Origin of the sequence: Rhodopseudomonas sp. G2_2311 (assembly GCF_047501505.1) — a bacterium.
GTDB classification, from domain to species: Bacteria; Pseudomonadota; Alphaproteobacteria; order Rhizobiales; family Xanthobacteraceae; genus Rhodopseudomonas; species Rhodopseudomonas palustris_H.
Genome location: NZ_JAZDRK010000025.1, coordinates 43,448 through 57,063 on the forward strand (window position 1 = coordinate 43,448; position 13,616 = coordinate 57,063).

11 protein-coding genes are annotated in these 13,616 nt (G+C 65.7%); 4 read left to right on the forward strand and 7 right to left on the reverse strand.

Going from position 1 to position 13,616, the window contains the following annotated elements; genetic code table 11:
* Positions 1-291: 291 nt before the first annotated feature.
* The 4 genes from VRZ08_RS22525 to VRZ08_RS22540 form a co-directional block, all read right to left on the reverse strand.
* Positions 292-1,359: a phytoene/squalene synthase family protein gene (locus tag VRZ08_RS22525; protein ID WP_107343529.1), complete on the reverse strand. Its 1,068-nt coding sequence runs from the start codon at positions 1,357-1,359 to the stop codon at positions 292-294.
* The gene (locus VRZ08_RS22530) at positions 1,356-2,891 is read right to left on the reverse strand and encodes a phytoene desaturase (protein WP_107343528.1); all 1,536 of its coding nucleotides are present in this window, start codon (positions 2,889-2,891) and stop codon (positions 1,356-1,358) included. The genes VRZ08_RS22525 and VRZ08_RS22530 overlap by 4 nt, the downstream gene beginning before the upstream one ends.
* A gap of 75 nt (positions 2,892-2,966) precedes the next feature.
* Positions 2,967-3,854: an alpha/beta fold hydrolase BchO gene (gene bchO / locus VRZ08_RS22535; protein ID WP_414533955.1), complete on the reverse strand. Its 888-nt coding sequence runs from the start codon at positions 3,852-3,854 to the stop codon at positions 2,967-2,969.
* A 10-nt stretch (positions 3,855-3,864) separates the two neighbouring features.
* Entirely contained in the window at positions 3,865-4,818 is a 954-nt protein-coding gene (locus VRZ08_RS22540; RefSeq protein ID WP_414533956.1) for an alpha/beta fold hydrolase, read from the reverse strand.
* A 110-nt stretch (positions 4,819-4,928) separates the two neighbouring features.
* On the opposite strand from VRZ08_RS22540, the gene hemE reads away from it, so the two are divergent.
* On the forward strand, positions 4,929-5,975 hold the full coding sequence (gene hemE / locus VRZ08_RS22545; RefSeq protein WP_414533957.1) for a uroporphyrinogen decarboxylase: 1,047 nt from the start codon (positions 4,929-4,931) through the stop codon (positions 5,973-5,975).
* A gap of 381 nt (positions 5,976-6,356) precedes the next feature.
* The gene (locus VRZ08_RS22550; RefSeq protein ID WP_263991040.1) at positions 6,357-7,085 is read left to right on the forward strand and encodes a PilZ domain-containing protein; all 729 of its coding nucleotides are present in this window, start codon (positions 6,357-6,359) and stop codon (positions 7,083-7,085) included.
* A gap of 42 nt (positions 7,086-7,127) precedes the next feature.
* On the opposite strand, the gene VRZ08_RS22555 is transcribed toward VRZ08_RS22550, so the two are convergent.
* The 3 genes from VRZ08_RS22555 to hemC are packed head-to-tail and all read right to left on the reverse strand — an operon-like array spanning position 7,128 to position 10,917.
* A complete protein-coding gene (locus tag VRZ08_RS22555; protein ID WP_414533958.1) occupies positions 7,128-8,900 on the reverse strand; it encodes a magnesium chelatase subunit D in 1,773 nt (590 codons plus the stop codon).
* A complete protein-coding gene (gene bchI, locus VRZ08_RS22560) occupies positions 8,897-9,919 on the reverse strand; it encodes a magnesium chelatase ATPase subunit I (RefSeq protein WP_107354732.1) in 1,023 nt (340 codons plus the stop codon). The genes VRZ08_RS22555 and bchI overlap by 4 nt, the downstream gene beginning before the upstream one ends.
* Positions 9,920-9,924: 5 nt before the next feature.
* Entirely contained in the window at positions 9,925-10,917 is a 993-nt protein-coding gene (gene hemC, locus VRZ08_RS22565) for a hydroxymethylbilane synthase (protein WP_408017768.1), read from the reverse strand.
* Between the two features lie 238 nt (positions 10,918-11,155).
* On the opposite strand from hemC, the gene VRZ08_RS22570 reads away from it, so the two are divergent.
* Positions 11,156-12,469, forward strand: a complete 1,314-nt coding sequence (locus VRZ08_RS22570; RefSeq protein WP_107357434.1) for a DUF3422 family protein — start codon at positions 11,156-11,158, stop codon at positions 12,467-12,469.
* On the forward strand, positions 12,469-13,616 hold a 1,148-nt coding region (locus VRZ08_RS22575; protein ID WP_414533959.1), incomplete at its 3' end, for an alpha/beta hydrolase family protein. The genes VRZ08_RS22570 and VRZ08_RS22575, both read left to right, overlap by 1 nt.

A 13,616-nucleotide genomic window follows, 5' to 3' on the forward strand; every position in this document is an offset into this window, starting at 1 on the left:
GGCGGCTTCGAGAGTTTTTGCAAATCAGTGGCGTTTGAACGGACCCGGGGTCGTATCCCTCGCGGCCCATCCTTCGAGACGGCCGCGACGCGGCCTCCTCAGGATGAGGTCGAAGCGAGCGGATGGCCTAATCGAGATTCGTAGAGTGTCGCTACGCGCGATGGTCCTCTTGGTGAAGAGGCGCGCAGCGCCGTCTCAATCCATGCGCCACAAACATCGGCGCAAGCGCCATTCATGGAAATGCCCGGGACAAGCCCGGGCATGATGGGGTGGTGCCGGCGATTGAGCTAACTACACCCGGCTGCGCTGCAGCATCTGATCGCGGCGTTCGAGGCGGGTGAACAGGTCGACCAGCCAGGCAACCTTCTGCTCGAGCGGCTTGACCTTCTGGCGCGCCGGCAGTTCGCGCACCGGATGCGCGATCACCGCGTCGACCAGAAACTTGGTCTCTTCCATGTCGCCGAACTTGGCCGGCAGATACTTCGCCGGGGCCCATTCGGTTTCCTGGAACGCCAGCAGGCGGGCCAGGACCGCGAGCTTGCGGCCGGTCGAAACCACCGCGCGGCTCGACACCGAGTCGAGGCCGGAACGTTCAACCTCACGGCCGATCTCGGCATAGAGCGCGCGCGCCGCGAAGATGCCGGGACGGCAGGAGCGCGGCAGGTTGGCAATGCCGAGCGTGGCGCGATCGTACAGCGCATCCGCGGTGTCGATCAGCCGCTTGACGATGCTGGCGATCTCCGGCGTGAACTTCGGATTGGCGAGCCAAGTCTCCGGATCGAGGCCGGCCTCGCGCATCCATGATAGCGGCATATAGATGCGGCCGTTGCGCGCATCCTCGCCGATATCACGGGCGATGTTGGTGAGCTGCATCGCGCAGCCGAGATCGCAGGCACGCGCCACGATGTCGGGTTTGCGCTGGCCCATCACCAGCGTCATCATCACGCCGACGGTGCCGGCGACGCGAGCGCAATACGAATACAGGTCCGACAGCGTATCGAAGCGGCGGCCCTGCGCGTCCCACTCCAGGCCCTCGATCAGCGCCTCGGGAATCGCCGGCGGAATCGAAAACCGCGCCACCACATCAGCGAAGGCGCGGTCGGACGGATAGGCGCGCGGCACGCCGCGGCAGGCACGGTCGAGCCGGTCTTTGAGCACTTCGACAGCAGCAGCGCGATCGAGGCCAAGGTCGACGGCATCGTCGGCGACGCGGCAGAACGCGTACAACGCGATCGCCGGATCGCTGATCCGCCGCGGTAGCACCTTGGAGGCCGCGTGGAAGGTGTGCGAGCCTTCCTTGATCATCTCGCGGCAGGCCAGCATGTCGGATTGGGCCAACATATCGGATTGCAGACTCATGATGTCACCAGACTGTCGGCCTCGGGGACCAGCGCATCGACTACCCGCGCCGAGGACAGAACCCCGGGCAGGCCAGCGCCGGGATGCGTTCCGGCGCCGACGAGATAAAGCCGTTTGACGTCTTCGCTCTGATTGTGCGGCCTGAACCAGGCGCTCTGCCACAGCACAGGCTCCAGACCGAACGCGGCGCCGCGGAACGACGACAGGCGGTCCTGGAAATCGAGCGGCGTCGTGATCTTGGAAGTTGCGATCTGGTTTTCCAGATCGGGCAGAACGGTCGCGCCGAGCATCTTGGCGATCGAGGCGCGATAGGTCTCCGCCTTGGTGTGCCAATCGGTATCGCCGAGAAGGTTCGGCACCGGCGACAGCACGTAGAACGTATCGCAGCCGGGAGGCGCCAGCGACGGATCGGTCGCAGTCGGGCGATGCAGATACAGGCTGAAATCGTCGGCGACCACCTTGCGGCTGAAGATGTCGCTGATCAGCTCCTTGTACCGCGGCCCGAGCAGAATGGTGTGATGCTTGACGTCTTCGTAGCGGCGCTTCGTGCCGAAGTACCAGACGAACAGGCTCATCGAGTAGCGCGACTTCTCGATCTTGGCGTCGGTCCACCGCCGGCGTGTCTCCGGCGGCAGCAGATAGCGATAGGTCGAGGCCGAATCGGCGTTCGACACCACGATATCGGCCTTGATCACTTCGCCATCGGCAAGCTTGACGCCGCAGGCGGTGCCGTTCTGCACCACGATCTGGCGGACATCCTGATTGTAGCGGATCTCGTTGCCCTGGCCTTCGATCAGCTTGACCAGACCGGTCACGAGCGCGCCGGTGCCGCCCATCGCCGAATGCACGCCCCACTGCTTTTCGAGATAGGTGATCAGGCAATACACCGAGCTCGACATGAACGGGTTGCCGCCGATCAGCAGCGGATGGAAGCTGAACACCTGCCGCAGCTTCGGATCTTTGAAGTGCTTGGCAACCAGGCCGTAAACGCTGCGATAGCTCTCCAGCTTGATCATCGCCGGCGCGATCTTCAGCATGTCGGTGAAGTGGCTGAACGGCTGATCGCCGAGCTGCTCGAAACCGACTTTGAAGATCTCGTGCGAGGCCGCCATGAAGCGGTCGTAGGCCGGAACGTCGTCCGGGCAGAACTTCGCAATCTGATCGAGCACCGCGTCGCGGTCGTCGGAGTAATCGAAGTGCGTGCCGTCGTCGAAGCGGATGCGATAGAACGGCGACATCGGCTTCAACGTGATGTCGTCCGACATCCGCTTGCCGCACAGCTTCCACAGCTCTTCGAACAGATACGGCGCGGTGACGATGGTCGGCCCGGCGTCGAACGAGAAGCCGTCCTGCTTATGGACGTAAGCGCGGCCGCCGGCCTTATCGAGCTTTTCGAGAACGGTTACTCGATACCCCTTGGCGCCAAGGCGCACCGCTGCGGCCAAGCCGCCGAAGCCGGAGCCGATCACCACCGCATGCGGGGCACGATCGCGAGGAAGACGGGGAGCAGGATTGGGGCCAGGATCGAGCATGGGTACCACTGTAACAAAAAATTGACAGAGGGCTAGCGGCAATCTGTAAGCAGATCCTGACAAGCCGTCTTTGATCTATTCGATATTCTCCAGTTTTTCGGCGTAGCGTTCGATCAGGGCGGCGATCAGCGCCGGACGCTCTTCATGGGCCAGATGGCCCAGCGCCGGAATCCGCTCGATCACCGCTTTCGGCAATATTTCCCGGACCTTAACCGCCACCGACGGCGGAATCGCACGGTCCCCTTCGGCCGCCACCAGCACCAGCAGCGGCTTCAGATTGGGCAGAGCTTTCAACAGCGGTTCGAGATCCCAGTTCGCCATCATCCGCAGCGCCGCGGCGACGTGATGCGGGCTGGAGACCAGCTTGCCGTAGAGCTTGATGCCGGCCGGATCGATGGTGGAGCCGGTGTTGCCGATCAGCCGTTCGACTGCGCCGCGGTGCCCGGCCTGCCAGGCGAACAGGCTCGGGACGAACGGATTCATCACCAGCATCTTGGCGAGCGGCGAGAAGAAGCTCGCTGCCGGGCCGCCATAAGGAAGGAACGCGCCGTTGAGGCTGAACAGGATTTTTGGATTGACCGCGCCGTCGAGGCACATCCGCGCGCCGATCGCCGCGCCCGCCGAATGGCCGACGACAAATTCGGGCGAGACTTGAAGTGTGCGGAGCAGAGCGGCGAGATCGGCCGCCATGCCGGGCAGCGACATCCGATGACCGCGCGGCGACTGGGTGAAGCCATGCCCCGGCAAATCGGGCGCGACCACATGATAATGGCGCGCCAGCAGCGGCGCCAAGCCGCGCCAGGAATGCGAGGCGGCGCCGGTGCCGTGAATCAGCAGGATCGCCGGAGCGGCCGGCGATCCCATGCGTTGCACATGCCAGCGGAAGCCGCCGGCTTCGATGAAGCGGCTGGCCTCGCGATGAGGCCAATCCAGGCCGTCGCGACTCCAGACCAGGTCGGACATCGCAGCAGCCTCAGGTCTCGGTCTTGCTCACCCGGCCAAGAAACTCGTCATAGGCCCGCATGAATTCGCCCGGCACCTCGAAATGCGGCATCGCCCCGGTCTGAAACACTGTGACGGTCCAATTCGGCCGCCCCTCTACCGTGGTCTTCAGGGTGTAGTCGACGAAGTCGCCGCGCACGCCGTGGCTGAACCACACCGGCATCGGCAGATCCTGATAGATCCGCAGGATGTCCTGGCTGAACAGATAACCGGCCACGAAGTAATACGGCGCGTGCTGGGCGCCCGGCTGATGCGTCGTCAGATAGTCGTAGTCGAGCATGCCCTGATCGATGCTGGGCGAACCGAACGCCTTCTTCAAGAACCAGCCGATCACCGGCTTCATCGTCAGCAGCTTGAAGATGCTTTCGCTCCAAACCGGATTTTCGAAGAACGCATGCAGCCACGGAATCGCCCGCGATCCCTGGGTCCAACGCTGGTTCTTCTTGTCGAATCCGGTCGGCGCCACCAGCGCCAGGCTGCGAAACGCCTGCGGCGCTTCGCTCGCAGCACGGGCGAGGAATTCGCTGCCGAGCGACAGCGCCAGCGCGTCGATCGGCTTGTCGCCGTGCACCTTTTGAATCTCGCCGACTACGGAATGCACCGCATCCGTCATCATCCGAATGGTGTATTGACGCTTTGCGCGCGACGAATGACCAAAGCCCGGCAATTCGATCGCATAAACCGGTCGGCTCCGTGCGTAGTGCTCGAAGATCGGCCGAACCTCGTAGGCCGAGCCTGCGGCATTGACACTGTGGATCAGCAGCAGAGGCGGCTGCGACGTCGGCTCTGCCGGCGCTGCGGACCAATAGGTCAGCCGACCGCCGAAACTGTCGATGTCGTGACGTTCGCCCGGGACCGGCGGCGGCAGCGCCGGATTTCCGCTGAGCGTCTCGGACGATGCGGGGGTGGGTGCGGTTGCATTCATCTCGAAATTCCTATTCGCGGCATCTCCGCCGCAGGTCGGCGTGGTCAAGACGGTGCGCGCAGTGTATCAGACCGTCAAGAAGACTTGTCGTACAACAGTGGGTAGCTCTCTTGACACAGAATCTGGTGACCAAACCGTTCATGGAAGTGCTTTCCGGCAACCGGCAGGCCTCTCCTCCGATGTGGATGATGCGGCAGGCCGGACGTTACCTGCCGGAATACCGCGCAACGCGGGCGCAAGCCGGTAGTTTCCTCGATCTGTGCTTTAACGCGGAGCTCGCCGCCGAAGTGACGCTACAGCCGATCCGGCGATTCGGCTTCGACGCAGCGATCATCTTCTCCGACATTCTGGTGGTGCCTTACGCGCTCGGCCGCTCGGTGCGGTTCGAAGTCGGCGAAGGCCCGCGGCTCGATCCGCTGAATTCGCCCGATCTGGTCGGTACGCTGAACAACGCGATCGATCTGTCCAAGCTCGAGCCGGTGTTCGAAGCGCTGCGCATCGTTCGCCGCGAACTGAAGCCGGAGACCACGCTGATCGGCTTCTGCGGCTCGCCGTTCACGGTCGCGACCTACATGGTGGCCGGCCAGGGCACCTCGGATCAGCATCCGGCGCGGCTGATGGCGTATCAGCACCCCGGCGCGTTCGCCAAGATCATCGACGTGCTGGTGGAGAGCTCGATCCAGTATCTGCTCAAGCAGCTCGATGCCGGCGCCGACGTGCTGCAGATCTTCGACACCTGGGCCGGCATCCTGCCGCCGCGCGAATTCGAGAAGTGGTGCATCGAGCCGACCCGCCGGATCGTCGAGGGCATCCGCACGGTCAAGCCGGGCACCAAGATCATCGGCTTCCCGCGCGGCGCCGGCGCGCTGCTGCCGGCGTTCGTCGAGCGCACCGGCGTCGACGCCGTCAGCATCGACTGGACCGCCGAACCCGCTTTCGTGCGCGAGAAGGTGCAGACCAAGGTCGCAGTGCAGGGCAATCTCGATCCGCTGTTGCTGATCGCCGGCGGCTCGGCGCTGGATGAAGCGGTCGACGACGTGCTGAAGAACTTCGCGTCGGGCCGTCACATCTTCAATCTCGGCCACGGCATCACGCCGGACGCCTCGATCGCTCACGTCGAGCAGATGATCAAGCGCGTCCGCGACTACAAGGCCTGAGGCGCCCTCGCCTCTCGCCATCTGATCTGATCAAAGAGCCGGTGCCGTCTGCACCGGCTCTTTTCTTTTGTCGATTGCAGCAGACAATCATCACAACCTTTCAAGGCAGTTTGGCCATCAGGTTGTGCGGACGCTTAGTTCCCGTTTTTGAACTCGTTGTGCCGGGTAGTCGGCATTGCCCGGAACCTCGCTGTTAGCTGGTGGGGCGGTGAGAAACCCTTGAAACGCCTGGGTTCCAGGTTCCCGAACAAGCTTATTCGCAGCCACAAGACTTCGATAACCAAGGTTGGAATCATTGGCGTGTACTGAGCAATACTGAAGATCTCCGGGAGGGTGAGTGCGTTACTAATCGACAGGTATTTTCCCGGGGGCCGAACCGCCGTGTCAGTCCAGCGATTTCTCAAGCAGCGCGCCGTCAACGTCACCGTTGGCGGCAACTACTCGCTGGCGAACTGGTACGATCAAAACGGCAAGCTGCGACAATTCGCCTGCCGCACCAGCCGCGTGTCGCCGTTCCGGATGATCGTCGACGTTCCGGTGATCGGCCGGGTCGGCGACCACATCTCGTCGTACTTCAGCGAGTTCGGCAAGCTGGACGGGCATATCAGCGACACCCTGCCCGGCGGCTTCCTGCTCGAACTGGCGGTGACCCGCGCAATGCGCGAGCGGCTGTCGAATCAGCTGAGCTGGCTCGAGAAGAAGATGCTCGACCCGGCGATCAAGGACGCGCGCGAGCAGGCGCGGGTGGTTCCGGTGTGCCCGCATTCCAGCCTGACGCTCGCCGATGGCTCGTCGCACACCTGCTTCGTGATCGACATGTCGATCTCCGGCGTCGCGGTGTCGGCCGATGTGCAGCCCGAGATCGGAACTCCGCTGGCGGTCGGCAGCTGCGTCGGCCGCGTGGTCCGGCATCGGCCCGACGGTTTTGCGGTGAAGTTCACCGAGCTGCAGAACCGCAGTGAGCTGGAGTGGCGGATCGCCCGGCCGCCGCAGCGGAACTCGACGGTCGGCGCGCGGGTCGAACGGCTCGCCACCATCGAGGCACCGCCCCCTCCGCCGATCACGCCGCGCGTCGCCGGAGACGACGACGCATTCGTGCTCGACGCTTGAGATCCAAAATTCTCAGCAAGCTAAGTGACGGCAGGACCGTAATCAGTCCTGCCGCGTCGCGGCCGTGATGGCTTGCGCCAGCACGGTGGCGTCGGCATGCGGCAGCGGGAGGTAGCGTGCGTCCATTTCCTTGGCGAAGGATTCCGCCTGGGGGCCCGGACGCGGCGACATATCGATCACCACCGAGCTAATTCCGGCGACGCGGAACTGCCGGGCCGACGCCTTAGCATCTTCCTCTGCCTGCGGCCGTCCCGGTGCACCGTCGCGCGCGATATTGGCACGACCGTCAGTGAGCACGATCACCGTCGGCGTCTGGCCTTTGCGCTTGATCGAATCCGCCAGCATGAACGCACAGTCGAGCCCGGCCGACAGCGGCGTGCCGCCGCCGCCCGGCAGCCCGGCGAGGCTGCGCTTGGCCCGGGCCAGCGACCGCGTCGGCGGCAGCAGGATTTCGGCGATGGTACCGCGGAACGAGATCATCGCCACCTGGTCGCGGCGCACGTAGCAATCGGCAAGTAACAGTTCGACCGCGCCCTTGGCTTCGGCGAGCCGGTGCAGCGCCGCCGAGCCGGAGGCGTCGACCACGAAGATGGTGATGGTCTCGGTGCGCTGCTTAAAGCGCGCGATCCGGAAATCGTCCTTCTCGACCAGGATGCGCGGCGCGCTGCCGTTGCGACCTTCGGCCTGGCGCCGCCGCAGCGGCTGCCACGGCGCCGCGGCGCGCAGCGTCTCGATCACGTTGAGCTTGGAGCCGTCGCGCAGTTCGCCGCGGATGCTGCCGGCGGGACGGCCGCGCTTCTTCGACTTCTGCAGTTCGCCGGCTTTGCCGGCCGAGCGGGCCCGCGCCCGTCCGGCCGAGGCGCGCATCGCCTCCAGCACGCCGGGCGGCATCGCGGCCTTGACGGCGGCGAGGATCACCTCGTCCAGCGCCTTGTCGATGTCGGGCGTCTGCTGCTCTTGATCGTTGTTGTCCTGATTGTCGTCTTCCGGCGGCGGGGGCTCGGGCGGCGGCGGCTCGTCGGCCTGGTCCGGCTGCTCCTGCTGCGGAAACACGGTGGCGCGCGGCGCCAGCACCAGGCGCGCAGCGAGCGTGATGTCGTCCTGCTCGATTTTGGTGCGATCGAACAGCGCGGCGCTCGCCTTGGCGGCGCGGATCGCCAGCAGCGGCGCGCGCAGCGAGATGATGCCGAGCGCAGCAGCGGCGGTGCACACCGCTTCGATCTGCTCGCTCTCGACCTTGATATCGGCGAGGCGCGCACGCGCCGCGCGAATGTCGTCGAGCGAAATCGGGAAATCATCGGTCTCGCGCCAGGCGAACTGATCGAGATCGAGATGGAAGCCGAGCCGGTCGCGCAGGCCCGCCGGAGAGAACTCGTCCTCGAGCCCTTCATCGAGCGCCACCACGCCGAACCGCGCCGGCATCCGCAGCGACAGGCCATCGCGCTCCACCGCGGTCTCGTGCGCGTCCATCGCGGCGGTCAGATACACGTTGGTCGAGGACTGCAGCCGCTCGGCCATCGCCACCACCAGCACGCCGCCGTCAGCTTCCGACAGCAGGCCGCGCTCGGCGACCGGGCGGCCGGCGAGCAGCGTCGCCGACAGATCGAGTCCGCCGAGCAGGCGGCCGTCGGCGATATGCAGCGGCAGATGTTTGTAGGGTTGTTCAGGCGGCAGCGCGGCTCGCAGCATCGCGAGCCAGCGGTCGCGCACCGGGCCGGCGCGCGAGCGCAGCAACACACCGCCGGTACCGACCGGATCGACCGCGAACAACTGCGCCGCGGTCACCGCATCGGACCATGCGAGCGCGATGCTCATCCGAAGATTTCGGCAAGCGCGCGGTCGACCCGCACGCTGGAGCCGGCGTCGTCGAGCGGATTGCGGCGCAGCCGGTGCCGCAAGGCAGAGGGCGCGATCCGCTTCAGGTGATCATCGGTCACGGTCTTGTCGTGCTCGAGCGCAGCGAGCGCCCGCGCGGCACGCATCAACGTCAGTTCGCCGCGGAGGCCGTCGGTGCCGAGCGTCATGCACAGCTTGGCGGCACGTTCCAGCGCCGCGTCGCTCACGGTGACTTCGGGCAGCCGCTCCTTGGCCTGCGAGATCTTGCGGCGCAGCTTGGTCTCTTCCTTCGACCACTCGGCGACGAAGGCGGCCGGATCGGTCTCGAACGCATCGCGGCGACGCACCACTTCGATACGTTCCGGCAGCGTGTCCGGGGTCTTCACTTCGACCGACATGCCGAAGCGGTCGAGCAATTGCGGACGCAGCTCGCCTTCTTCCGGGTTGCCGGTGCCGACCAGCACGAAGCGGGCCGGATGACGGATGCTGAGGCCTTCACGCTCGACCACGTTCTCACCGGAGGCGGCGACGTCGAGCAACAGGTCGACCAGATGGTCTTCCAGCAGGTTGGCTTCGTCGATGTAGAGGAAGCCGCGATGCGCCCGCGCCAGCAGGCCCGGTTCGAACGCCTTCTCGCCCTTGGCAAGCGCACGTTCCAGATCGAGCGCACCGACGACGCGGTCTTCGGTGGCGCCGAGCGGCAGATCGACGACCGGCACCGGGACCTGCGCGGTCTTGACCTTGCCGTGCTTGACCTTCTCCTTGCACTCTTCGCAGTAGCGCTCGGGCTGGTCGGGATCGCAATTGTAGCGGCAGCCGACCACGGTCTTCATCTTCGGCAGCAACGCTGCCAACGCGCGAACCGCGGTGGACTTGCCGGCGCCGCGGTCGCCGAAGGCCAGCACGCCGCCGACCTTCTGATCCACCGCCGCGATCAGCAGCGCCAGCTTCATCTCGTCCTGGCCGACGATCGCGGAGAACGGAAACACTGTGGCCATTGCGATTACTCCGGCCGGGTCTTTTCGATCACCGCGGCGGCGCCCTTGTCGAGCAGTTCGAGGCCGACCGTGCGGCCGAGCTCGCGCGGCCGATTGGCCGGGCCGGTGCGCGCCGCTTCGATGAACATCCCGCCCTCCAGGTCGAGAACCGAGGCGCGCAACGTCATCTCGTCGCCGGTGATGACCGAGTGCGCCGCGATCGGCGAGTTGCAATGGCCGTTGAGCACCCACAGCACTTCGCGCTCGGCGTCGCAGCACAGCCGCGACTGATGATTGTCGATCAGCGCCAGATACTGCCGGGTCTTCCACTCGTGCACGGGGCATTCCACCGCGACGATGCCCTGGCCGGCTGCGGGCAGCATTTCTTCCGGCGTGAAGTCGTGAGCGATGCGATCGACGAAGCCGACGCGCTCGATGCCGGCGCGCGCCATGATCAGCGCATCGGCGGGACCGACCTCGCTGCCGTCCGGCATCCGCTGCTTTTCGCGGTTGTCGAGCTTCCGCATCCGGCTGTCGGCCGCGCCGCGGAAATGGATCACCTCGACTTCGGGGAACAACCGCTTGGCATAGGCCGCGCGGCGCACCGCGTTAGTCCCGATGGTGTAGCCCTTGCCGCGGGACTTCTTCAGCTCCTCGAGGGTGAGGCCCTTGCGCAGCACCAGCGAGTCGCAGGCCGGATCGCGCGCCAGCGTGGCAGCGACGATCAGGCCGGGCGTTTCTTCGTTGGCCGGCATGTCCTTGAGCGAGTGCATCGCGCAATGCAGTTCGCCGCGCAGCATCGCGGCGCGGATCTCGGCGACGAACGCGCCGCCCTTGCCGCCGTGCGGAAGCAGCTTGCTGATCTGATCGCTATCGCCGACAGTCTCGAACTTGATGATCTGGGGATCGAGCTCAGTCGCAGCCGCGCTCAGCTGCTTGGCGATGTCTTCAGTCTGGGCAAGCGCCATCACGCTCTTGCGCGTACCAATACGGACTGGAAATTTCACCACACGCTCCATTCGACAACCGCGACGGGCCCGCGGCGAAGTTCGGCCGAACCTTATGACCAGCCCGAGCCAGATTGCAAACGGATGACACCGATGTCGCGTAGAAGCCCGGCGGGGGGCCGGGGGTCGTTGATCTCGGACAATTCCGGCGCCTGCGACAGCCTTTCGCGGAACCTTTCAGCTTCTGTCTATCGCCATGCAATGGTACTCAAGTCAACTAGGCGCAATATTGAGCAAGGTCAAAAGCGACATGACGGCTGACGTTCTGATCGGAGACGGCGACGTTCGACTTTCGCCGCATCCATTGCGCGCGATCGTTCTCGGCGAAGTGCACGCGCGTCCGTTCACTGCGCTCAACCTGCCGGCGCGCGTCCTACACTTCGCATTCGACACCTCGGGCTCGCGCGCCGCGGCCGACCGCGCCGCAATGATCAGCTTCTGTGAGTCGCGCGGACTGCAGCCGCCGCCGCCCGGCGAGAAACATCATCGTGCCCGCTTCGGCACCACGATGCTGCGCTGGGAGCAGCACTCCGAGTTCACCACCTACACCTGGGAAATTCCGGCCGATCCCGCCGCGACGCCGTTCCACCCGGAAGCCTCCTCGCTGGCTTCGCCGATGCGGCTGCTGCCGCAGCCTGGACCACTACTGGTCGCCGTCGACCTGCACGCGATGCCGGAAGATCCGCCGCGCACCTCGCCGGAGCGCCTGTTCGATCGCGCCAGCCTCGCGGTTGCGGAGAATTCCGACGGAGCCGCACTGTTCGCCACCGACTTCCAACCCGGCCCGTCCGGCTTCGTGCGCGTGCTGGTGCTCGATCGCGGCATGACACCGGAGCGTGCCGGCGCCCTGGTGCAGCGCGTGCTCGAAGTCGAGACCTACCGGACGCTGGCGCTGCTCGGCCTGCCCGAAGCGCAGCGGCTCGCGCCGTCGATCGCGACCAGCGAACGGCGTCTCGCTGAAGTCACCGCCGAAATGCGCCGCGTCGGCGATCTCGCCAACAACAACAAGCTGCTGCAGGAGCTCACCGAGCTCGCCGCGGAGGTCGAAGCCGGCGCCGCCGCCAGCCTGTATCGGTTCGGCGCCAGCCGCGCCTACGACGAGATCATGAACGGCCGCCTCGCCACGCTCGGCGAACGCAAGGTCGGCGGCCTACCGACATGGTCGTCGTTCCTCGCTCGCCGAATGAAGCCGGCGATGCGCACCTGCGCCACCACCGAGGCGCGGCAGTCGGACCTGTCGGTCAAGCTCGCACGCGCCGCCAACCTGCTGCGCACCCGCGTCGACGTCGAGCTCGAACAGCAGAACCAGGAACTGTTGAAATCGATGAACGCCCGCACCCGGCTGCAGCTCAGGCTGCAGACCACGGTCGAAGGTCTGTCGACCGCGGCGATCACCTATTACGTGGTCGGGTTGTTCGGCTACATGGTGAAGGGCGCCGCCGAATCCGGCCGGCTCAAGATCGATCCAAGCCTGCTCACCGCACTATTCGTGCCGATCGCAGCGCTGTCGATCTGGTGGACGATCCGCCGTATCCGCAAGAAGCACATCCCGGACGTCGATTGATGGCCATGCGCCGCGGGCTGACGCCGCTTCGGATCATCGTCGCACTCGCTGCCGTCGTGGCGATCGTGGTGGCGCTGTGGCAGCTGCAGCGCGGCAAGGACGGGCTGCTGATCACGACGGCCACGGTGGGGCAAACGCCCGTCACCGTGTTCCGGCAGCCCTCCGCCACCAAAGCGCCGGTGGTGGTGATTGCCCACGGCTTCGCCGGCTCGCAGCAATTGATGCAGCCGTTCGCCCAGACGCTGGCGCGCAACGGCTATATCGCCGTCACCTTCGACTTCACCGGCCACGGCCGCAATCCGGTGACGATGGTGGGCGACGTCGATGAGCCGACCAAAATCACCGGCGTCCTGGTCGATGAACTCGGCCGGGTCACGGACTATGCCCGTAAGCTGCCGGAGAGCGACGGCCGCGCCGCCGTGCTCGGCCATTCGATGGCTTCCGATATCGTGGTGGCCTATGCGGTGGAACATCCGGAGATCGTCGCCACCGTCGCGGTGTCGGTGTTCACGCGCAAATCCACCGCGACGCTGCCGCACAATCTGCTGGTGATCGTCGGCGCGCTCGAGCCGCAAATGCTGAAGGACGAAGGCCTGCGCATCGTCAATCAGGTCGCCGGCGGCAACGCGGTCGAAGGGCGCACCTATGGCAGCTTCGCCGACGGCACGGCGCGCCGCTTCGTGCTGTCGTCGGGGGTCGAGCATATCGGCGTGCTGTACAGCCAGGACTCGATGCGCGAGTCGCTGCATTGGATGAACGATGCGTTCGGCCGCACCAGCTCGGGCTGGATCGATCAGCGGCCGCGCTGGCTGGCGCTGTTGTTCGGCGGCCTGATCGCGCTGGCCTGGCCGCTGTCGAAGCTGCTGCCCCGCGCCGCGGCAGTGCCGATGGGTGCGAGCCTGAGCTGGAAGCAGCTTCTGGTCACCGCGATCGTGCCGGCCGTACTGACGCCGCTGCTGTTGTGGAAGGCACCGACCGACTTCCTGATCATCCTGCTCGGCGACTACCTGACGCTGCACTTCCTGCTGTACGGCCTGCTGACGGCCGCGATTCTGGTGCTGATCCGGCTGCGCAACCGTCGTTCCGCGACGCATCCCACGCGACCGCACGCGCAGGAGCTGGTCGCGCTCGGCGCCCTGCCCGATCC

Coding starts and splice junctions, on each gene's coding strand:
- VRZ08_RS22525 (WP_107343529.1), bottom strand. CDS start 1,359: ATGAGTCTGCAATCCGATATGTTGGCCCAATCCGACATGCTGGCCTGC.
- VRZ08_RS22530 (WP_107343528.1), bottom strand. CDS start 2,891: ATGCTCGATCCTGGCCCCAATCCTGCTCCCCGTCTTCCTCGCGATCGT.
- bchO (WP_414533955.1), bottom strand. CDS start 3,854: ATGTCCGACCTGGTCTGGAGTCGCGACGGCCTGGATTGGCCTCATCGC.
- VRZ08_RS22540 (WP_414533956.1), bottom strand. CDS start 4,818: ATGAATGCAACCGCACCCACCCCCGCATCGTCCGAGACGCTCAGCGGA.
- VRZ08_RS22555 (WP_414533958.1), bottom strand. CDS start 8,900: ATGAGCATCGCGCTCGCATGGTCCGATGCGGTGACCGCGGCGCAGTTG.
- bchI (WP_107354732.1), bottom strand. CDS start 9,919: ATGGCCACAGTGTTTCCGTTCTCCGCGATCGTCGGCCAGGACGAGATG.
- hemC (WP_408017768.1), bottom strand. CDS start 10,917: ATGGAGCGTGTGGTGAAATTTCCAGTCCGTATTGGTACGCGCAAGAGC.
- VRZ08_RS22570 (WP_107357434.1), top strand. CDS start 11,156: ATGACGGCTGACGTTCTGATCGGAGACGGCGACGTTCGACTTTCGCCG.